Annotated in this window: 20 protein-coding genes; 15 read left to right on the plus strand and 5 right to left on the minus strand. The window is 54.9% G+C overall.

What is annotated here, in order from left to right:
* Nucleotides 1-257 precede the first annotated feature (257 nt).
* The 10 genes from HB680_RS24800 (at nucleotide 258) to HB680_RS24845 (ending at nucleotide 9,450) form a co-directional block, all read left to right on the plus strand.
* Nucleotides 258-521 carry a DUF2790 domain-containing protein gene (locus HB680_RS24800; protein ID WP_213941053.1) on the plus strand — a complete coding sequence of 88 codons (264 nt, stop codon included), beginning with the start codon at nucleotides 258-260 and terminating at the stop codon, nucleotides 519-521.
* Between the two features lie 25 nt (nucleotides 522-546).
* The gene (locus tag HB680_RS24805) at nucleotides 547-744 is read left to right on the plus strand and encodes a hypothetical protein (protein WP_213941054.1); all 198 of its coding nucleotides are present in this window, start codon (nucleotides 547-549) and stop codon (nucleotides 742-744) included.
* Nucleotides 745-1,253: 509 nt separating this feature from the next.
* Nucleotides 1,254-2,504, plus strand: a complete 1,251-nt coding sequence (locus tag HB680_RS24810; protein ID WP_213941055.1) for a ribonucleotide-diphosphate reductase subunit beta — start codon at nucleotides 1,254-1,256, stop codon at nucleotides 2,502-2,504.
* A gap of 179 nt (nucleotides 2,505-2,683) precedes the next feature.
* Nucleotides 2,684-4,246: an AAA family ATPase gene (locus tag HB680_RS24815; protein ID WP_213941056.1), complete on the plus strand. Its 1,563-nt coding sequence runs from the start codon at nucleotides 2,684-2,686 to the stop codon at nucleotides 4,244-4,246.
* A 449-nt stretch (nucleotides 4,247-4,695) separates the two neighbouring features.
* Nucleotides 4,696-5,229 (plus strand): Bro-N domain-containing protein, encoded by a 534-nt coding sequence (locus HB680_RS24820; protein WP_213941057.1) that lies wholly within the window; start codon nucleotides 4,696-4,698, stop codon nucleotides 5,227-5,229.
* Between the two features lie 120 nt (nucleotides 5,230-5,349).
* Nucleotides 5,350-6,063 carry an HNH endonuclease gene (locus tag HB680_RS24825; protein ID WP_213941058.1) on the plus strand — a complete coding sequence of 238 codons (714 nt, stop codon included), beginning with the start codon at nucleotides 5,350-5,352 and terminating at the stop codon, nucleotides 6,061-6,063.
* Between the two features lie 192 nt (nucleotides 6,064-6,255).
* Complete coding sequence (locus HB680_RS24830; protein ID WP_213941059.1) at nucleotides 6,256-7,443, plus strand: colicin E3/pyocin S6 family cytotoxin; 1,188 nt, start codon at nucleotides 6,256-6,258, stop codon at nucleotides 7,441-7,443.
* A 17-nt stretch (nucleotides 7,444-7,460) separates the two neighbouring features.
* Nucleotides 7,461-7,712, plus strand: a complete 252-nt coding sequence (locus HB680_RS24835) for a pyocin S6 family toxin immunity protein (protein ID WP_213941060.1) — start codon at nucleotides 7,461-7,463, stop codon at nucleotides 7,710-7,712.
* 188 nt (nucleotides 7,713-7,900) lie between these two features.
* A complete protein-coding gene (locus HB680_RS24840; RefSeq protein WP_213941061.1) occupies nucleotides 7,901-8,155 on the plus strand; it encodes a colicin E3-like toxin immunity protein in 255 nt (84 codons plus the stop codon).
* 305 nt (nucleotides 8,156-8,460) lie between these two features.
* On the plus strand, nucleotides 8,461-9,450 hold the full coding sequence (locus HB680_RS24845) for a hypothetical protein (protein ID WP_213941062.1): 990 nt from the start codon (nucleotides 8,461-8,463) through the stop codon (nucleotides 9,448-9,450).
* Between the two features lie 8 nt (nucleotides 9,451-9,458).
* On the opposite strand, the gene HB680_RS24850 is transcribed toward HB680_RS24845, so the two are convergent.
* Both HB680_RS24850 and HB680_RS24855 read right to left on the minus strand, forming a co-directional pair.
* Nucleotides 9,459-10,616 (minus strand): hypothetical protein, encoded by a 1,158-nt coding sequence (locus tag HB680_RS24850; protein ID WP_213941063.1) that lies wholly within the window; start codon nucleotides 10,614-10,616, stop codon nucleotides 9,459-9,461.
* Nucleotides 10,617-10,713: 97 nt separating this feature from the next.
* The gene (locus HB680_RS24855; protein WP_213941064.1) at nucleotides 10,714-11,523 is read right to left on the minus strand and encodes a sulfite exporter TauE/SafE family protein; all 810 of its coding nucleotides are present in this window, start codon (nucleotides 11,521-11,523) and stop codon (nucleotides 10,714-10,716) included.
* 112 nt (nucleotides 11,524-11,635) lie between these two features.
* Here HB680_RS24855 and HB680_RS24860 point away from each other — a divergent pair, with 112 nt between their 5' ends.
* Both HB680_RS24860 and HB680_RS24865 read left to right on the plus strand, forming a co-directional pair.
* On the plus strand, nucleotides 11,636-12,403 hold the full coding sequence (locus HB680_RS24860; RefSeq protein WP_213941065.1) for a helix-turn-helix transcriptional regulator: 768 nt from the start codon (nucleotides 11,636-11,638) through the stop codon (nucleotides 12,401-12,403).
* Between the two features lie 93 nt (nucleotides 12,404-12,496).
* Nucleotides 12,497-12,814, plus strand: coding sequence for a helix-turn-helix transcriptional regulator (locus HB680_RS24865; RefSeq protein ID WP_054613790.1), 318 nt, complete (start codon nucleotides 12,497-12,499; stop codon nucleotides 12,812-12,814).
* 71 nt (nucleotides 12,815-12,885) lie between these two features.
* Here HB680_RS24865 and HB680_RS24870 read toward each other — a convergent pair whose 3' ends face one another.
* Both HB680_RS24870 and HB680_RS24875 read right to left on the minus strand, forming a co-directional pair.
* Nucleotides 12,886-14,406: an amidase family protein gene (locus HB680_RS24870; protein ID WP_213941066.1), complete on the minus strand. Its 1,521-nt coding sequence runs from the start codon at nucleotides 14,404-14,406 to the stop codon at nucleotides 12,886-12,888.
* Nucleotides 14,407-14,519: 113 nt separating this feature from the next.
* A complete protein-coding gene (locus HB680_RS24875) occupies nucleotides 14,520-15,596 on the minus strand; it encodes an MBL fold metallo-hydrolase (RefSeq protein WP_213941067.1) in 1,077 nt (358 codons plus the stop codon).
* Nucleotides 15,597-15,812: 216 nt separating this feature from the next.
* Between HB680_RS24875 and HB680_RS24880 the strand changes: the two genes are divergently transcribed.
* The 3 genes from HB680_RS24880 to HB680_RS24890 all read left to right on the plus strand — a co-directional run bounded on the left by HB680_RS24880 (nucleotide 15,813) and on the right by HB680_RS24890 (nucleotide 18,421).
* Nucleotides 15,813-16,421 (plus strand): TetR/AcrR family transcriptional regulator, encoded by a 609-nt coding sequence (locus tag HB680_RS24880; protein ID WP_213941068.1) that lies wholly within the window; start codon nucleotides 15,813-15,815, stop codon nucleotides 16,419-16,421.
* Between the two features lie 158 nt (nucleotides 16,422-16,579).
* Nucleotides 16,580-17,656 (plus strand): diguanylate cyclase, encoded by a 1,077-nt coding sequence (locus HB680_RS24885; RefSeq protein WP_213941149.1) that lies wholly within the window; start codon nucleotides 16,580-16,582, stop codon nucleotides 17,654-17,656.
* A gap of 216 nt (nucleotides 17,657-17,872) precedes the next feature.
* A complete protein-coding gene (locus HB680_RS24890; protein WP_213941069.1) occupies nucleotides 17,873-18,421 on the plus strand; it encodes a DUF1003 domain-containing protein in 549 nt (182 codons plus the stop codon).
* 213 nt (nucleotides 18,422-18,634) lie between these two features.
* Here HB680_RS24890 and HB680_RS24895 read toward each other — a convergent pair whose 3' ends face one another.
* Nucleotides 18,635-19,585, minus strand: coding sequence for a LysR family transcriptional regulator (locus HB680_RS24895; RefSeq protein WP_213941070.1), 951 nt, complete (start codon nucleotides 19,583-19,585; stop codon nucleotides 18,635-18,637).
* Nucleotides 19,586-19,587: the final 2 nt, after the last annotated feature.

A 19,587-nucleotide genomic window follows, 5' to 3' on the forward strand; every position in this document is an offset into this window, starting at 1 on the left:
CGTAGGAGCTGGCGAAGCCTGCGATCTTTTGATCTTCAACGCGATTGTTACGCAAATGGCGAAAGGTGTTTATCAAAACCATGGGTATATGAATGTAACCCCCACGCCTAAAATCAGCCTCGCCAACAAGGCAAACCTGATTAACCAAGTTGCAGCCCCCACGAAGGCAGTTAATCAAACAACCCAGTACTGAAGTTCCACACGCAATCCCAAAAAGATTGCGTGATCCCTCACGACTTTAGAAAGGTAAATTTTAAATGAAAGCTTTATTAGTTCTGGCCCTCAGCAGCCTGTGCTTAAACGCCATGGCAGACGAGGTTCCGACTGATGTCGCGCAGCAGCAACCCGCGGTAGAGGAATACACTTACTCCACCCACCTGGACATCGCCAACATTGTGTCCATGAGCGAAGTTCCGAATGTGTGCGAAGTGGTTCCGATGAAAATGGAATACGACGACTCCAAAGGTCAACGTCACATCCTGCGTTATAGCGTCATGGGCAATGGCTGCTCTAACGGTTAATCCGCCACACACTTGGAGTAATAAGATGAAAACCAGGCTGATCCTCGCCATGACCCTTTCCGTACTCGCCGCCAGCGCTTTCGCCGCGGATGGCTACGATCACACCGGCTCGGCCACTTTTACCAACGACGCGCCGGTCGCGGCTGACGGTGCTGATCACGTCGGCGCTGCCAAAGTCGCCGCCGACGGTGCCGATCACGTAGGTGCCGCCCGTTTCAGCTGATGGCTGAGCGTGACATTAAGGCCCGGCTTCGGTCGGGCCTAGTTGTGTCTCAGGCCACCGAAAAGCACCTTGAAACACAACATGTAGTGAAAAACGTGGTTTTTTGGCTATTTTTTGAACAAAAATATTGCCCACAAAAAATTATGAAAAAAAATCTTCACCCCCGATTTCCTTCCAAAGCCCTGTAAACCCTCGTTCCGACCCAAAGACCTCCCCTCGCCAACCGTTCTCAGTGCCATTTCGTCGCACCACAGCCCTGTTTTTTTCCCTATAATGCGGCCTTAAACGGGCCTGCAATATTCCCTTACAGGGAAAAGCAGCCAGTCCGACGCCCCACGCAGAAGCGATTCACTTTCTCTGCGCCCATCGGCGGCTCGGCGCCGTAAAAAATTTCTGTTTTTGCCTGCGGTAGCTGCAATTACATTTTCCTTAGATCCAACGCGGCCAGTACGACCGTGTGACAAACCATCACATGGGCAATCTGGCCCTCACGCAGGAGACGACACGTCATGCTGAGCTGGGACGAATTCGACAAAGAAGACACGGGCGAAGTGGCAGTAAAAGGCGCAAACGCCGGCCACGCGACTGAAGCCAACATGGACCGCCTCGACACCGCCGGCGGTGTTGCCGCCCAAGAAGCACGTGCCGTGACCGCCACCGACTCCGCCGCGATCGCTCGTGCCAAGGCTGCCTTGGACAACCTCGACATCGCCGAAGGCCTGGCTGAACTCGAAGGCGCCTCCGCCCGTGTCGCTGTCGACGAAAAGCGCATGATCAACTGCCGCGCCGACCTCAACCAACTCGTACCGTTCAAGTACGACTGGGCCTGGCAGAAATACCTGGACGGTTGCGCAAACCACTGGATGCCGCAAGAAGTCAACATGACCGCCGACATCGCCCTCTGGAAAGACCCGGAAGGCCTGACCGACGACGAACGCCGCATCGTCATGCGCAACCTCGGCTTCTTCTCCACCGCCGACTCCCTGGTTGCCAACAACCTCGTCCTGGCCGTGTACCGCCTGATCACCAACCCGGAATGCCGCCAGTACATCCTGCGCCAGGCTTTCGAAGAAGCGATCCACACCCACGCCTACCAGTACTGCATCGAATCCCTGGCCATGGATGAAGGCGAAATCTTCAACATGTACCACGAGATCCCATCGGTCGCGAAAAAAGCCACCTGGGGCCTGAAATACACCCGTTCGATCTCCGATCCGAAGTTCGAAACCGGCACCGTCGAAACCGACAAAGAACTGCTGCGCAACCTGATCGCCTACTACTGCGTCCTGGAAGGCATCTTCTTCTACTGCGGCTTCACCCAAATCCTCTCCATGGGCCGCCGCAACAAAATGACCGGCGTCGCCGAGCAGTTCCAATACATCCTGCGCGACGAATCCATGCACCTGAACTTCGGCATCGACGTGATCAACCAGATCAAAATCGAAAACCCGCACTTGTGGGATGCTGAGATGAAGGAAGAAGCCTCGCAGATGATTCTGCAGGGGACTCAGCTTGAGATTGAATACGCACGGGATACCATGCCTCGTGGGGTGTTGGGGATGAATGCGGCGATGATGGAGGACTACCTCAAGTTTATTGCTAACCGTCGTTTGTCGCAGATTGGTCTTAAAGAAGAGTATCCAGGGACGACTAACCCGTTCCCTTGGATGAGCGAGATTATGGACTTGAAGAAAGAGAAGAATTTCTTTGAGACGCGGGTTATTGAGTATCAGACTGGTGGGGCGCTTAGCTGGGATTGATTTCTCAACTATTTTAAAAAAGGTGCTACCTCAGGTAGCACCTTTTTTTTGTATTTAAAAAAGCTTCAGTCTAGACATAAAATCAATGCACCAGTATCTTCTAAAGCTCACAGCCTTCCAAAATTACGCGTTTATGACTTAACAATTTGTCGAACTGTAACCACTGGGAATTTGGATAAGTGAAGTACAGCGAAAGCGAAAAAGATAGAAAACTTCGAAAGTGGTTTATCAACGACTTTGCACATACGCACCTTAGACGAATAAAAGTCTACCAAGGCAACCTTAGAGGCGTATCCAAACTTGACCTGCCGATTGATTTCCCGTTAATTGGTATTGCGGGCAAAAATGGCTGTGGAAAATCAACCATACTCGCAATTGCATGCTGCGCTTATCACAATACAAAAGATGGATTTAAGGCGTCCAATCGCAGTCGCCCCTATTACACTTTCGCGGACTTTTTCATACAGCATAGTGAAGAAATCTCACCAGAAGGCATCACTATTATTTATGAGTTTGCACACGACAACTGGAGAATAACTAGTACGAACAAAGAGTCGAAGCAAATCGGCACGCAATTCAGAAGAAAAAACAAAGGCGGAAAATGGAGCGACTATGCATCTCGCGTTGATCGAAACTGTATTTTCATTGGCATAGAGCGAATAGTACCGCACAGTGAGAAAAGCCAGTCTAAAAGTTATAAAAGACGTTTTCTTAGCACCGGACCGAAAGGATGGGAAAATTCAGTCAAAGACATAGTAGGACGGATACTGAATAAGGACTATGAAGAATTCAGCCTCACATCCCACTCAAAATACAAGCTTCCCCTCGCAAAATCCTCCGGAATTTCATTTTCCGGCTTCAACATGGGAGCAGGAGAAAATGCGCTATTCGAAATTTTTTCAACCATATTTAGCTGCCCCGAAGGCGCTTTATTTGTAATTGATGAAGTCGAATTAGGACTTCACATTGAGGCTCAAAAGCGATTCATTGAAGAATTAAAAAATGTATGTTTGGAAAGAAAAATTCAAATAATCTGCACCACACACTCAAAAGAAATATTTGAGTGCCTTCCTCACGACGCAAGATATTTTATTGAAAAAACAGGAAATCAAACCATCGCAAAAATGGGTGTCTCTGCGGAATATGCTTTTTCAAAACTAAGCGCTGAAAAAACTAGCGAAATCGACGTATTTGTTGAAGACAATATTGCTCAGGCGTTGCTTTCCGCTGTAATCCCCAGCAACATCCGTGCAAGAATAAATATAGAATTCATAGGCTCAGCTTCAGCTCTTTGCATTCAGTTGGCCGCACTACATCGCCGAACCAATAACGACAAAACTCTAATCGTGTTTGATGGCGACCAACGGGCAAAAGTTTCTAACAACAGAAACCTGACATTAAGAACTTCTGAAAAATCGGACAAAGACTTTGAGAACTGGTTTAACTCCAGAACAGAATATTTGCCGGGAGATTTTTGGCCAGAACTCTGGATAATGCAAAAATGCCGAGAAACGCCCGACACACTCTCGATAATCTCAAGCACTGAAAAGAACGATTTACTTCAAATCATCGACTCAGGAATACGTGCTGGAAAACACAATGAGTTCCATGAAGTAGCAAAATTGCTTGGCGTCAGTATAGAGCATGCTCTATTTATGTTTTGTAGCAGCATATCAATTACGCACAAGAACATGTTTTCAGACATCATAGAAAAAATAACTTCGCAATTAAATGACGTTTGATCAATAGCTTACGGAAGCCAAAAACAGAATACATCATCGGGGGCTTATCAATTTTCTCGTACGAAGATTCTTTTTCCTCGAAAGAATTTTCTTTGGCGAAACATACGCCTTGACCATTGATCGCTCACGCAATACCCTTTTTTACTGGTGCCTAAGAAACACCTCACACAGCGGACTGACCGCACCCGACAGTAGCGGCTTTTTTGTGCCTACGGTTTCTCCGTGCGCATCAAAAAATCTCTGTTATGCCGGGAGTGGGCGAATACAAGACCCGAAAGGGGAATATGTCCGGCCCTCTGTGTGGGGTTTCTTAACTCCCGGCACCCAGCCCTAAGAAAGCTGACATCACACAGAGGTAAAGGATATGCCTAAAAATCTCTCCTTCTCTCCGAAGGAAATCCACGTTAGCTGCTTCATTTTCTATGCGCTTCCATCCCTGGAGGCTTGCGATGTCTGATCCATTCATCCCCACAGTCTTCATCCGCCAAAACCTCGAACTTCATGCCCTCCTCCTGGAAAACCAGCCATGGTTATGCGCCCGCGATCTCGGTCGTTTAATGGGCTTTCACCTGAATGATCGCGTGGTCAGCAAGTTGGATGAAGATCAGCGGCACACATTGCTGATCGACTACCACGGCCAACCAGAGAAGCGGCTGATGCTCAGCGAGTCAGGCGTATATGCGTTGCTGGTCTATCACTACGCGCCTGGGAATCGGTTGTTGCGTGAATGGTTGACTCATCAAGTGGTGCCGGCCTTGCGTGATGCCGTGCCATCGAAGAATTCTGATCGACCGATGTTGAGTTTGTTGGACTGGCCGGAGATGTCGTTGAGTCTGTTGCATTGGCAGGATGAAGGTTGGATTCGGCTGCGGGACATGCCTTATCTGTTGCTCAATCGGACGCGGCGGCGGGTGCCTGTGGTTAAGCCTTGGTGGAGAAAGTTTTGGGAGGCGTTTCAGTCTTCGAAGCACTCGGCGGGTTAGCACGACGGTGTCTTTGTAGGATCGCTTGAACGATGCATCGGTCTTTTCTGTAGGAATTTTCGTAGACAGCCGTAATGGCCACTCAGTATCGTCCGAGGGTTTTCAACCCTCGGCGATTGTATGGATACGGAAAAGAGCAAAAGCGATTGGAGTGACGTGGAGATTCAGGCAGCGGTTGATGCCTATCTCAGCATGTTGTCCCGTGAGCAGAGCGGTCAGAAAGTCGTTAAGACTGAGGAAAATCGTATCTTGCGCGAGGGTGCCTTAGCCGGTCGGACTAAAGGGTCGGTTGAGTTTCGGATGCAGAACATTTCTACCGTGTTGGTTGAGCTGGGCCGAGATCGCATTGCGGGATACAAACCCGCCAAGAATGTCGGCGCGAATGTTGCGCGCAGTATTCGCGAAGCGCTCAACGCTCCGACCACTTTGACGCCCGAGGATTTTGCCCCGACGGCGGATGATGCAACGCTGGAGCAACGGGCTGCCAAACTTGAACGGCAACCGCTTAAAGCTGAACCGAAAGGAATTGAGCGCCCCGAGCAAACTCAATCCAACGGAAAGTCTTATGTTCGCGATCCTGAAGTGAGAGCGTGGGTTCGTCAGCAGGCTGAAGGTAAATGCGAGGGCTGTGGCGAGCCGGCACCGTTTGAAAGGGATGGTCGGCCGTTTCTTGAGGTTCATCACGTTAAGCATTTGGCGCAACTTGGATCGGATCGTCCTAGCAATGCTGTAGCGCTGTGTCCGAACTGCCATCGACGTTGTCACCACTCAAGCGACCGGGATGAGTTCACTGCTTCACTGTTTCAGAAGGTGAATCGACTAAAGTTTGAGTGAGTGCGCCTGGAGATCTTCGTTGGCATATGCGCATAAAACAGCAGGTCGTAAGTATTGCGCTGCCATCCTGCAAAAAAGAGAAAACGCTTAGAGTCATCCAGGAATCGTCCTACAGCCACGGCTAACCAGGTTCGTTAACGTCGCGCAGTCCCTCTATCCGGGGCTGTCGATCGCTGAACGAAAGGATGAACTGTGGCTGGCAATGAGGATATTCCGCGGATTAAGAATCCACCCTCCGGTGATGGGCATCACGTCACCTACCGCTACATGACCGCCACCGAATTGGCCGAGCGGGACGCCAGACAAAACGCCTACGAGGCCATGTTGGCCAGGCAAGACGCCTTCGAACGCAGCCGTCAGGTCACAACGCAGAAGCAGAGCCCCACTCAAGCCGGATGTGTCTTCGCCAAGTCCTGCAAGCTGCCGGACGCGATCATCGATTACTCGAATCCATCAGGGATGGTGCCGACCGATAGCCTGAAAGACTACGGTGACCTGATTCTGCTGGGTGCTCGCGAAGCGGATGAATCAGGCGCTGTGCCGCTGAAGAAGATCAGTGGCACAGCGATTCCCGTCGGTCTGGGCTCCCTCGCCTTGGCCGGCTCGGCATTCGCCGCTGCTCCCGTGGCCGCCGTGAGTGCTGTAGCAGCCACGCTGGTCGGCCTTGTTGCGCTGGTCACACCATCGAGTCTGGGCGACAGCTCGCTTTACAGCGAAGACCAACTCCGTGCACTCAAACAGGCCCGCACCCGCGTTCGCCTGCGGGTCGAGCAACAGACTGACGGCAGCCTCAAGGGATACGCTTTCTACACCGGCAAAAATCGCGATTGGGAAATGGTCGATGTCGTGCAGTTCACGTTGCGTGGCAGCCAGCAGGTGGCTGACCTGGGTGACGGCATTGAACTGATCTGGACGCCGGCCGTGGACGGTTCCGACATACTGGGCATTCCGGCGCTGGAGGCTGCCCCGCAAGCACCGCATATCTGGGTTTACCCGCCGACGAAAGCGGCTGACAGCATCCTCGTGAACCCGGTGTATCCGCCGGAATACAGGGATTTCATCCTTGTGTTTCCGGTGGGTTCACTCGTGAAGCCGGTGTACATCGTCATGAGTATGCCGGGGGATCATAAGTACTACGATGACCCGGAAACCCTTCCTGCCTTCCCCGACACGACCCGCGTGAAATCGAAAGCTTCAGTTCAAGGCGGAGGTAAAAAACGAGCTCGTTGGTTAGACCGTAAAGGGCGGATATATGAGTGGGACTCCAAAAGCGGTGCAGTTGAGATGTACGATAAATTAGGAAACCATCTGGGCGAGTTCAATCATTTAACGGGAGAACGAACGAAGGACGCTAAGCCAGGAAGGAAGACCCCAAAGTGACCCTAGAGAGAAAAAACATGCGCTATCTTTCCATCACCGGCTTTTACCCCGATGAGAAGCAGGACGATACATTGCAGTTCGAACTGGCTCTTAAAGATTACGAGCTCAACCAGATTCTGGCTCAACTGACCGAGTCAAAAACCCTCGAAGAATTAGAACCCGGTGAACTGCAACTTACCGAACATCAGGTCAGGCAGATTGCAGATTTAGTCAAAATTGATTTCCCTGAGGGTCTGGAATACTTCATCGGAACACGCGCAGGCACCTAGACAAATCCGGCTCGGCATTCGCAGCTCGCTTTACAGCGACGACCAGCTCCGTGCGCTCAAACAGGCCCGTACCCGGGCTCGCCTGCGGGTCGAGAAACAGACTGACGGCTGCCTCGACTATGAGACTGGCAAACAACTGGACCCACCGATGAAAAATCGAAGCATCAAAAAATATTTATGAGGACGTTATGGGACTTAAGATAAGGCTGGAATGGTATGACCAACGAACCGAGATGGGCGAAGGGGAAGAATCGTCGAAAGACTTTGGCGATGATGGCTCTATTATCGAAGCGCTGGGCATACCCGTTGAAAACAATGTGAACAATGGCGGCTTCAACGTATCTTCCGACTGGGTCAGCACTCTTCAGCCCCATTTCCACCATGCCATTCAGCTGCTCTCCTATGACTACCAAGTAGCGTTCGTCTATCGAGATAAGTGGTGATTTTACGAATCGCGAACAGGCTCCCACACAAGGGCAGCGTCCATAGAGTTCACCACGCTAGCTAAAGGCTGAGATTTTCGTTAGACGTGACACGGCTGCTCTTGGCGGTGTGCAGTTAAAGGCTGGGAACGATAATGCGTTAATCCAGATGCCCCGTGACGTTCTTGGGTTTTTCGCGAGCAAGCTTCGCTCCTACAGGTCCGGTGGATTGCTGAGGGGCTTTGCTGTGTGTTGAAAACAATCAGTGCAACCCGCCCCGCCTCCCGCTATTAATACCCTCCCCCACTCAAGGACCCGAGCCCACCATGAAATTCGACCTCGCCTACTGCCTCTGCCTCGACGACAAGCTGTCGATCTATGACGTGCGGGATTTGAATTTCGACGAGACGATGGCCTTCGATTCCACCAAGGAACACTTCCAATGTCCCAATGACGCCTGCCGGGCGGCCTTCGATGCGGCCAATGTGTTGACGACGTTCAACGCCAAGAATGTGAATTACGTTCGCACCCCGCACTTCAAGAACACGCCGAGCACGCGGCATGTGGCGAATTGTCCTTATGTCAGTCTGAAGACGCCGGCGTCGGGGCTTGAGGCGGATGGCGCGGAAACGGATGACAGTCGCGAGGAGCATTTTCCGTCGGAATTGTTGCTGACTCGGCGTGAGTATGTGCGCAAGCCGTCGAGCCCGGCGGTGGCGGCGGATGTGGTGCGGGACGATCCGAAACCCGCGTCAGCGGATAACCACACCGAACACCCAACCCGCGACACGGCGCCAGACAAGACCAGTGTCTTTGCCCATCCGGTAGAGTGTTTTGTCTCAAACTTCGAAGACAAGGAGTTGCTCAAGCGCATGCCGCTGAAGATTGGCGAGCACACCGCGCCTTATGGATCGTTCTTCAAGAAGATCGAATACCTGACGGACAACAAGGGGCTGATTTACTGGGGCAAGATCAAGGAGATCAAGGATTACACCCAGAGCTTCCGCATCGATTTCGAACAAAAGGTCTGGTTCAAACAAGCAGACGAGGCGAAGAAGAAGCCTTATTCGGTGAATGTTTATTTGAGCAAGAAGTTGATCGACAACTACCGCAAGCGCAAAGCGTTTCTGGAAGAGATCAAGCACGCCATCGAAAGCGGGAAGGAGTTGTTCTGTTTCTTCTATGGCGTAACGCCGGAGTTGAAGCAGGTGCCAAGCAAGAAAAACCCCGAACAAACGTTCGGGGTGTTCAGTGCGAATATTGAGAACCTGGATCACTTTATTGTTCGGGAAGCGCCGGGGTTGGTGGAGAAGTAATCCCGGTTTCAGGGCAATTGCAGCGCCACACCACCAGGGTGTTGTTTCACGAGGCTATAAGGCAAAACACTCCATTCCACATGCCCACACGGCGCTTCCGCATGAGAGAAGTAAGGCTCTAACCTGATTCCCTTTTCCGTGAAATACCAAGTAGGACGCTGCCACCGGATGACTTCGCCGTAAGCACAGTTCTCATCGCTGCCAGGTATCTGATCGGGATGAAGCTTACGCAACTGCTCAACTAGCCAAGGTGCAAGTTCTTTGGTGCGGTACTCGGAATAGGCTACGAGTGCGTCCTGGGACTGGTCGTCATTCAGCTCTTCGTAATGCAGTGGTTTGCCCTGCCCGACCCAGAGTACGTCCTCCAGTGTCAGTGGCTTACCGGTTTTGGCATCCAGGTTGATGGGAGACTCGCTGTAATCCGGGTGCTGACCGCCACAGCGACCCTCGGTTTCGACATTCACGCTGATTACCGATGGGGTGATCCGCAGCGGTTTGATGGTTTGGATAAGGGACGTATCGCTACCGCCAGCGAGACACCCGTAGTACCCCACCACTTCCCGCCACAAACTTTCCATCAACCGTTGATTAATGCGATCACGCGCCTCAGGGGTGTAGCCGGAAACGACTTCAAATATGGCCAACTTAGTTTGCGGCTCACTCCACCATTGCAACGAGTAGCCATTGAACGTCTCTGTCCTGCCTTGTTTGAGCTTCAGACCTTGAAGGCGCAGATATTCATAAGGTTCCTGATCATGGAGCCTCGCTAGATAGGGCAAAGTATTGGCGGGTAGCGTTGGGCGTTTGGCTGGCTGCAACTCGATCTTCAGCACTTTACCTTCAGGGCTGATCCATTCACCGGCCCAGCCGTCGGGCGTGGGCTGCAAGCGAATTGTCGGGCGCGGCTGGTCCTCACCGTAAGGCTCTTCACCCTCCTTGAGAACAAGGGCTGCGCCTTCCTTTTTGCCGTTAAGCACCAGATCCTTACGGTACTTCTGGTAGAAGTAGCGGCCGGTCCCGGTGTCGGGGTACATCTCCAGCACAATCGGCGTTTTGCCCAAGGTCCCGGTGAACACCTGAGCGCTGTTCTGAGCCCACAGTGAAGACGAAAACGTTGAACACAGGAGTACGACAACGCCGGTCAGACGACACAATCCTTTGAACATCAAATCATCCTTGAACCAAGCGAGCTTGAAATGGGTGCGGATTATGGCGAATCGCTGTCGAACAATCGATGCCGCAATGTCAGATCACTCTCCGACCTTACTTGACCCACATACCCAGCATCACCATCACCAGCAAACCGATATAAACCCGCGCATGCATACGATCCGGTATCCGCCCGATCCACGGCGTCGCCAACCGAATTCCCAGCAGTGACCCAACCGTCAATATCGCAAACGCCAACACATCCACATACCCGACAAACCACGGCCCCAGATCAAACTCAGTGAACCCGGCCATCGCCATGTAAGTCAGCGTCCCGGCCAGGGCCACGGGCAAGCTCAATGGATTGGCCATGGACGTGGCTTGCGACATGCTCAAGCCACACCGTCGCAATAACGGCACGGTCATGACACTGCCGCCCACGCCCAGAAACGTTGCGATAGCGCCGATTCCTACACCAAAAACGTCCGCCCTCCCCAACCGCCGTGGGATTTGGTTGTCGGACTGCGTGAGAAAACCGCGTCTGAACAGGCAGTCCAGAATCGTGAAGCCCAGGTAGGCGATGAAGGCATACCGAATCACCTCACCATTGGCCCACGTCGCGGCGACAGCGCCAATGATCGCGCCCACGCCGATGAACCCACCCAATGGCCACAGGTAATGGCGAATGAGATTACCCGCGCGATGGTGTTTTCGGGTAGCAATCACGGCATTGACGATCATCACGCAAGTCGAAGTCGCCACGGCAATGTGCATCGCCGATTGCGCAGTAGGGTCGTCAGCGCCATGGCTGGTCGTGAGCATCCAATAAAGCAACGGCACCACGACGAAGCCGCCGCCGAAGCCGAACAGCACGGCGGTGACGCCGGTCATGCAGCCGAAGAGTGTCAGTAAGAGATAGAACATCGTGCATCGTCCGTTGGTTTGGAGCAGTCGACGATAGGGCGATGCGGCTTGGCCTGCACCAGCAAGTCAGCCAATAATGTTCGTATTTACGCCAACAGCTGGATACCTCGCGATGCGCAATGTTTCGATCAATTTGCTGGACGACACGCCACGCTCGGTAGTCGCAATCGGTACGGATTATTCCCACGGCCACTTGTTGCCCCGTCATACACATCGGCGGGCACAACTCCTGTACGGCGCCACGGGGGTGATGCAGGTCAGCACCCACGACGGCAATTGGGTGGTGCCACCGCAGCGGGCGGTGTGGATTCCGGCGGGGGTGGCCCACGAGGTGCTAATGCTCGGGGTGAGTACGCGGAGTTTGTACATCGAGCCGACGGCGATGGATCTGGGGAGCCGCTGCCAGGTGATCAGCGTGTCGCCGCTGATGCGGCACTTGTTGATGGAGGCGGTGGAGGCACCGTTGGCGTACGACGAGGAAGGGCGCGATGGTGCACTGATCAAATTGTTGCTGCACGAACTGGCCCGTAGCGCTCATCTGCCGTTGCACATTCCACTGCCGGCCGAAGGACGATTGCTCGGGTTGTGTCAGACGTTTCTCCAGCAGCCGAACATCCATCAAGCGCCGCAGCAATGGGCCGATCAGTTGCACATCAGCCTGCGCACCTTTAATCGTCTGTTCCGCCAGCAGACCGGCCTGAGTTTCAGTCAATGGCGGCAGCAAGCCTGCGTGGTGCTGGCCCTGGCACGATTGGCGGTAGGTACGCCGGTGACGCGGATTGCCCTGGATTTCGGTTATGACAGCCCGGCGGCATTCTCGACGATGTTTCGCCGGGTGCTGGGGCAGGCACCGTCCGTCTGGATGGACGCGGCGAAATAGCAAAAATCAAAAATTGCATTTGATCCGGGACCAAAACAACTGTACAAAAACACAGTACATTTTGAATCAGCACTCTCGAGCCCGGAGAACACCATGGCCTCTCTTGCGATGAAAATCACCCTGGAACGTATCGCCCTCTTCCAATTCACCCCGGCCCACAGCGCCCAGGCCCGAGCGATGCTGGGGTGGAGCGTGGAAGAGTTGTCTCGTGAATCCGGGGTTTCTGTGGACGCCATCGAGCGTTTCGAGGCCGAGCGTGATGTGCTGGATGTTACGCGACTGGCGCTGGCGTATCGGTTTGAATCGGAGGGGTTGGTGTTCTTCCCCGGGTTTGCGCCGGGTAGAGGGATGAATGTGAAAGGTTCAACACCGAACCCGGTGGCCCGGGCGGATTATGCGATGGTTGAGTAACTCTGAGCGTTAACGGGTGAGCTGGTACCGGACCCGTGACACCGCCCATTCACGGGTCCGGATACAAAAACTTACTGCTGTTTAAACGTCGGGTGCTGCAGCTCTAACGATGCTTGCTCATAGCTGTAAGCCATGGCCAGCAGTTTTGGTTCACTCCAGCGCGGGCCATAAAAGAACACCGACGTTGGCAGGTCGTCGCCATTGATGCCCGAAGGAAGGGTGATAGCCGGGTAGCCTGCCACCGCCGCACTGAATTGTGCATACCCGTCGGCTTCGGCAACCATGGCGTCCAGATTGTGCGCGGTGAGTTGCTCATCGATGGCCTGCTGGAAGCCTGCATTGAGTGCCGCGAACAGTTCGGCTGCCCGTTCCTGGCTCATGTCCAGTTCGTTGATGTCCTTGAGCAATTGCTGGCCATAACCTTCGGAACCGGGATTGAGTTCATTGAAATCAATCAGTTGTTGAAGCGTTTGAATGGACAATCCACTGCGACTGGCCAGGTACTCAGGCAACTCATGCTTAACGCCCGCCATGAGCACACTGACGTAATCATCGATATCCGGCAGTTCGACGGTAAGCGGTATCAAGGTGGCGCCCTGCTCTTCCAGTGTCGCCAGTGCCATCAGGAACTCGATGCCGGGACGAAGCTCTGGACCACCCGGGCCGACGTACTCGGTGGCATATCCAATCCGCTTACCCTGTAAGGCGTCCGTAGAGAGCATTGCCGTGTAATCGACCCCCACCGGAGCATCACTGGTTATGGCATCCGAGGCATCGACACCCTGTAGGGCGTTGAACATCAGCGCAGCGTCACGAACGGTGCGCGTCATGGTGCCAGCGGTGTCTTGCAGGCGTGTAATGGGAATGATCCCGGAGCGGCTGAACAACCCGAGCGTCGGTTTCACTCCGACCACGCCATTGGCCGAAGCAGGGCAAGTGATCGAGCCATTGGTTTCCGTGGCAATGGCCAGTGGAGCGAATCCGGCGGCTACGCCTGCGGCCGAGCCGGAACTGGAGCCACACATTTCGGCGCCCAGTACGTGAGGATTTTTACCTTGGCCGCCTCGACCGCTCCAGCCATGGGGCAAACCCATTTCCCGAACGTAGGCCCATTCACTCATGTTGGTTTTGCCAAGAATCACTGCGCCTGCGTCACGAAGCTGCTTGACGACAAAGGCGTCATTGGCTGCCGGCTGGCCGATCATGGCGAGTGAACCGGCGCTCGTTTGCATGTTGTCTGCGGTATCGACGTTGTCTTTAAGCAGGACGGGAATTCCGTGTAGCGGACCGCGAACGCTGCCTTCTTCACGCTCCTTGTCCAGCGCCGCTGCAATCTCGATAGCCTGAGGATTGAGCTCCATGATCGCGTTAATCGCTGGCCCTTGCTTGTCCAGTGCCTCGATGCGCGCTTTCAAGTGCTTCACCAGCGCAACGGAGGTCAGTTCATTGCGTTCCATCTGTGCCGAGAGTTCGCCGACACTTGCGTACTCGAGCGCATGGCTCGTGGTGTTATTCCCATAGGCGGAACCCGCAACCGAAAGCAAGAAAATCTGCGCAAGGGCGGTCAGGCGGCCCTTGTAAATACTGTTCATCTAAAACGTCCTTGTATGACTAATCACGAGCGAATCATTTCGCTCGTCACTAGCCTACTGGGGCACTGTAGGAATTGGCTGTCAGCAACAACGCCCCAAGAACGTAAGAAACTTCATCCGGGCTTGTAGCCGCTACAAGCAAAACGTCCTTTTTCCTTCGTCGTACTTTCCATTTCCAACCACCAGGTGCGGCCGCGCTGTGGATACATCACATTAAACGCCTCACCCATCTGCGGCGTGCTGATCGACACATTCCGCTCCCAGGCCAAGGCCAGAATGCGGTCAAAGGGTTCGTACCAGGCGTGCATGGACAGGTCGAAGGTGCCGTTGTGGATCGGCAGCAGCCAGCGTCCTTTGAGGTCGATGTGGGCTTGCAGGGTTTGTTCGGGTTGCATGTGCACATGTGGCCATTCGACGTTGTAGGCGCCGGTTTCCATCAAGGTCAGGTCGAACGGGCCGTACTGTTCGCCGATGCGCTTGAAGCCGTCGAAGTAGCCGGTATCGCCGCTGAAGAAGATGCGAGTGTTGCCTTCGATCATGACCCACGAGGCCCACAGCGTGCTGTTACCGTCGAACAGGCCGCGACCGGAAAAGTGTTGCGACGGTGTGGCGATGAATTGAATGCCATCGACTTCAGTGCCCTGCCACCAGTCCATTTGACGGACTTTGCTGGCATCGATGCCCCATTTGATCAGAGTGTCGCCCACGCCCAGCGGCGTAAGGAAGTATTTGGTCTTGTCCGCCAGTTTGAGCACCGCGCTGTAGTCGAGGTGGTCGTAGTGATCGTGGGACAGGATCACCGCTTCAATCGGCGGCAATTCTTCCAGGCTGATCGGCGGCTGGTGGAAACGCTTGGGGCCGGCCCATTGCACCGGTGAAGCGCGTTCGGCGAAAACCGGGTCGGTGATCCAGAACTTGTCCCGCAGTTTGAGCAGTACCGTGGAGTGACCGAGGCGGTAGACGCTGTGGTTGGGTGCAGCGATCAACGCGGCCTGTGTCAGGGTTTGTACCGGGATGGCTGCGTTCGGGCGAGTGCTGCTCGGCTTGTGAAAAATCATGTTCCACATGATGCGCAGCATTTTGCGAAAGCCTTCGCGCTGGACCGGTTGATGGTTTCGGAAATGCCCTTCTACCTGACGGGAGGCTTCAGGTCGGATGGCGATTTCCACAGAGGAGTTTGAATTGGCCATGAAGGAATGACTCCAGAAAAACCGCGCAATTCGCAGTTTTCCGCGGTGGGACGATAAATGGCCAAGGCACGCACGCATCAGCCGGAGATTCTATTGTTCACTGGGCAGGATTAACCAAACATTACACTGCACAGTGTAGTTTCTAGGTTGCATCAAACGCGATCACAAGTAAACTGCCAAGTGTAACTCTCCACTTTTTCCTGCCGAAGCGTACTTATGACAGCTCCACAGCGCCTGACCGACCGAAAACGCGAAGCCATCATCCAGGCGGCGATTGCCGAATTCCGTGCCCACGGTTTTGAAGTCACCAGCATGGACAGGATTGCCGCCACCGCGGACGTGTCGAAGCGCACGGTGTACAACCACTTCCCGAGCAAGGAAGAGTTGTTTGCCGAAATCCTCAATCAATTATGGGCGCGGGTGACAGCCGAACAGGACTTTTCCTATCGCCCTGACCTGCCCCTGCGCGATCAGTTGCGCCAGATCCTGTCGGCAAAAGTGCAGATGATGGGTGACAACAACTTTCTAGACCTGGCGCGGGTGGCCATTGCCGCCACCATCCATTCCCCCGAACGCGCGCAAAACATGATCACCCGCATGGGTGAACGCGAAGAGGGCCTGACCGTGTGGATTCGCGCCGCCCAGGTCGATGGTCGGCTGAAACCGGTCGCTGCGGAGTTTGCCGCACAGCAAATCCAGGGGCTGCTCAAATCCTTCGCCTTCTGGCCGCAGGTTTCCATGGGCCAGACCGGTCTTTCCCCCGACGTACAAAGCACTGTCGTCGAGTCGGCGATGGACATGTTCCTGGCCTGCTATCAGCTCTAGATCAAGTCTCTGCCGCGCCTGCGCCCTCGTTAAATGGCTCCGAAGGACACTGATTATTCCCGTTGGAATAAATGACAATGTCTGCCACTTTACCGATGAACGGTAGCTCTGAATAAAACACCGCAAAGTGTTTCAGAATGAATCTGGCGCAGGGAATTATGGAAAACAAACGCGGCAAGGGCCTGTCATTTGCCCGACGCATCTACATGCCCAGAGCTGTCGGCCTGGGCATTGGCTGCATCTGTGTGACCGCCGCGCTGTTTCCGTTGAACAGGCCAGGCTGGATCTGGGTGCTGATGCTGTTGAACGGCTTCGTCTGGCCGCATATCGCCTACCTGATCGCCTCCCGCTCACCCTTTCCCTATCAGGCCGAACGTCGCAACATTATTTGTGACTCGCTGTTCGGTGGTTTCTGGGCCGCCACCGTTCAGTTCAACCCGATCGTGACCGTGACCATTCTTTCCATGATGACGATGAACAACGTCGCGGCGGGTGGCCCGAGGTTATTTCTGCAAGGCGCCCTCGCGCAAATGCTCGGTGTGCTGATTGCCTGGTGGCTGTTCGGCGCAGCGTTTACCCCGACGGCCACGCCGATTCAGGTGTGGGCCTGCATACCGTCGCTGACCATCTACCCGTTGGCGGTAGGAATGGTTTGCTATCGACTGGCATTCAAACTCGCTGAACACAAACGTGCCCTGAGCGCCCTGAGCCGCATCGACAGTTTGACCGGTCTGCTCAACCACGGCGCCTGGAAGGACCTGCTGCACGTCAAATTCCAGCAATGCCGGCAGAACCAGGTAACGTCGGTGATTGCACTGATCGACATTGACCACTTCAAGGCAATCAACGACACCTACGGGCATATCATCGGCGACTCGGTGCTGCGCCAATTGAGCTTTGAGCTCAGGCGCAATCTGCGTGAAAGCGATCTGGCCGGACGTTATGGCGGCGACGAGTTCTGCGTGATCCTGCCTGAGATGCCGTTGCATCAAGCCTGGGAAGTCATGGAACGCTTGCGCGAAGTGCTCAATGACTATCGTCATCCGCAGGTGCCCGCGCTACGCATCAAGTTGAGCATTGGCCTGGCCGCCTACCAAACGACGTTCACCGACGCGATTGCCTGGCTCAACGATGCAGACAAAGCGCTCTATACCGCGAAAAACACCGGTCGTAACAAAATCAGTGCGTCATCGAGCCCTTCAAGCGGCGGCTCAGCCTCACGCATCTCAGCCTGATAACGTGTGCGGCCGTGCGAGCGATCAAGGGTATGTGCTTGATCAGGGACCGTGTCGCCGCCATCGCGAGCAAGCTTTGCTCCTACAGGGGATTTGATCCTCTGTAGGAGCAAAGCTTGCTCGCGAAGACGGACGCCCATTCAACATCGATTCAGCTACCAAGCACCGGCACAGGACTATAGTGACGCCAAGCCCCGAATCCTCGCCGAGCGCACCATGAATTCACCCAAGTCCGACACCCAACCCACCACCGCCCCAGTCGATCACCTGCGCTTCCACCGCCCGCACGCTCACCTCGCGCCGACCTTCGGCAATGACAAATTCGCCCTGCGCGCCGAGGCGTTTGCGCGGTTCTTCGGCACGCCAACGTTTCTCGGCGCGCAAACCCTGATCGTGGTGCTGTGGGTGTGCCTTAACCTGTTCGGCGTAGCGCACTTTGACCTGTACCCGTTCATCCTGCTCAACCTGGCGTTCAGCCTGCAATCGGCCTACGCCGCACCGCTGATCCTGCTGGCCCAGACCCGCCAGGCCGCGCGGGACAAAGCCCAGTCCGACGCCGACGCGCAACACCGCGAAGCCTTGGCCGTGGCCAACAGTGAGCGTCAGGCCCAGGCCGCGCAGAACACCGCGCAATTGCTGGAGCTGCTGGAACAGAACACCCGCCTCACGGAAATGACCAAGGCCCTGACCGAACGCATTGAAAACCTGACCTCGGAAATGCATCAGCAGTTCGTGCGCAAGGATGAACCCAAGGCGCCGAATTAAGGCAGCCGCAGCGCCTAATGCCGATCAGTTAAGCCGTCACTCAATCTGTAGCAGCTGGCGAAGCCTGCGTTCGGCTGCGCAGCAGTCGTGAAATCGGGCGGCGCGGTGGTTCAGAGAGTACGTGTACTCAGGGTTCACGACTGCTTCGCAGCCGAACGCTGCCTCGCGTTGCTCGTCAGCTGCTACGCAGTGCGTGTTTCGTCTGAAATTCTCTTAACTGGCAGGTATTAGCCGCAGCGCCTGGCCCAGCTCATCGAACAACGTCACCACCGAGCGCAAGGCGCGGCAGTCCGGGCGCGTGAGTAACCAAAGGGCCGTGTCGCACCCCTGCAACGGCCCGGTCAACGACTGCAAACCGTCGCTGATCAGAAAGTCCGGCAACGCCGCGACACCGAGCCCCGCCCGCACCAACTCCGTCACCGACAACATGCTGTTGCAGCGATAACCCGGTACCACGCCGGGCCATTGTTGACGACGCCAGGCAATCGTCGGGTGATCGGGCAGGAAGTCGTCCGGGGCGATCCAGGTCAGCGCGGCCAGATCTTCGGCATCAACGGTTCTCAGATAGGCCGTACTGCCACAGACGCGATACGAAACCTGCGCCAGGCAACGCCCGACCAAATGCTCGGGCGGTGAGCGGGTCAGGCGCAAGGCAATGTCGGCATCCCGGCGGCTGAGGTTGGCGAAGTCGTTGGAGGTGCTGAGTTCGATGGTCAGCGCCGGGTAGGACGGCATGAATTGCGCCAGTGCCGGCAGCAACAACCCTTGCAGGACCGAATCGGTGCAGGTCAGGCGCACAGTGCCGCTGATGACTTGACCGCCCTGCTCCACGCCGATGCGCGCCGCGTCCAGCGCTTGCTCGGCGCGCTCCGCCTGTTCGGCCAGGGACTGTGCCAAGGTCGTCGACAGGTAACCGGCGCGGCTCTTTTCGAACAATTGCTGACCGAGCGCGGCCTCCAGTCGGCGCACGGCCCGAAACACCGTCGACACATCAACTTTCAACAGCTGAGAAGCCCGGGCCAGAGAGCCACCGCGGACCAACGCCAGGATCAGTGCGAGGTCCGGGTAGTCCAGTCGATAGTGCGTCGGTGCATTGATCAATTGGGTAAACGCCAATATTGAGTGCGTGAACGCCAATCTATAGTGAGCACCAGGAATCAACAAGC

Origin of the sequence: Pseudomonas sp. dw_612, from assembly GCF_018449725.1 — a bacterium.
Lineage (GTDB): Bacteria > Pseudomonadota > Gammaproteobacteria > Pseudomonadales > Pseudomonadaceae > Aquipseudomonas.

What these genes read in the sequence shown, in the direction of transcription:
- HB680_RS24825 (WP_213941058.1), top strand. Translation starts at nt 5,350, where the DNA reads ATGGATACGGAAAAGAGCAAAAGCGATTGGAGTGACGTGGAGATTCAG.
- HB680_RS24880 (WP_213941068.1), top strand. Translation starts at nt 15,813, where the DNA reads ATGACAGCTCCACAGCGCCTGACCGACCGAAAACGCGAAGCCATCATC.
- HB680_RS24850 (WP_213941063.1), bottom strand. Translation starts at nt 10,616, where the DNA reads ATGTTCAAAGGATTGTGTCGTCTGACCGGCGTTGTCGTACTCCTGTGT.
- HB680_RS24840 (WP_213941061.1), top strand. Translation starts at nt 7,901, where the DNA reads ATGGGACTTAAGATAAGGCTGGAATGGTATGACCAACGAACCGAGATG.
- HB680_RS24835 (WP_213941060.1), top strand. Translation starts at nt 7,461, where the DNA reads ATGCGCTATCTTTCCATCACCGGCTTTTACCCCGATGAGAAGCAGGAC.
- HB680_RS24865 (WP_054613790.1), top strand. Translation starts at nt 12,497, where the DNA reads ATGGCCTCTCTTGCGATGAAAATCACCCTGGAACGTATCGCCCTCTTC.
- HB680_RS24845 (WP_213941062.1), top strand. Translation starts at nt 8,461, where the DNA reads ATGAAATTCGACCTCGCCTACTGCCTCTGCCTCGACGACAAGCTGTCG.
- HB680_RS24800 (WP_213941053.1), top strand. Translation starts at nt 258, where the DNA reads ATGAAAGCTTTATTAGTTCTGGCCCTCAGCAGCCTGTGCTTAAACGCC.
- HB680_RS24890 (WP_213941069.1), top strand. Translation starts at nt 17,873, where the DNA reads ATGAATTCACCCAAGTCCGACACCCAACCCACCACCGCCCCAGTCGAT.
- HB680_RS24820 (WP_213941057.1), top strand. Translation starts at nt 4,696, where the DNA reads ATGTCTGATCCATTCATCCCCACAGTCTTCATCCGCCAAAACCTCGAA.
- HB680_RS24810 (WP_213941055.1), top strand. Translation starts at nt 1,254, where the DNA reads ATGCTGAGCTGGGACGAATTCGACAAAGAAGACACGGGCGAAGTGGCA.
- HB680_RS24885 (WP_213941149.1), top strand. Translation starts at nt 16,580, where the DNA reads ATGGAAAACAAACGCGGCAAGGGCCTGTCATTTGCCCGACGCATCTAC.
- HB680_RS24870 (WP_213941066.1), bottom strand. Translation starts at nt 14,406, where the DNA reads ATGAACAGTATTTACAAGGGCCGCCTGACCGCCCTTGCGCAGATTTTC.
- HB680_RS24875 (WP_213941067.1), bottom strand. Translation starts at nt 15,596, where the DNA reads ATGGCCAATTCAAACTCCTCTGTGGAAATCGCCATCCGACCTGAAGCC.
- HB680_RS24860 (WP_213941065.1), top strand. Translation starts at nt 11,636, where the DNA reads ATGCGCAATGTTTCGATCAATTTGCTGGACGACACGCCACGCTCGGTA.
- HB680_RS24855 (WP_213941064.1), bottom strand. Translation starts at nt 11,523, where the DNA reads ATGTTCTATCTCTTACTGACACTCTTCGGCTGCATGACCGGCGTCACC.
- HB680_RS24805 (WP_213941054.1), top strand. Translation starts at nt 547, where the DNA reads ATGAAAACCAGGCTGATCCTCGCCATGACCCTTTCCGTACTCGCCGCC.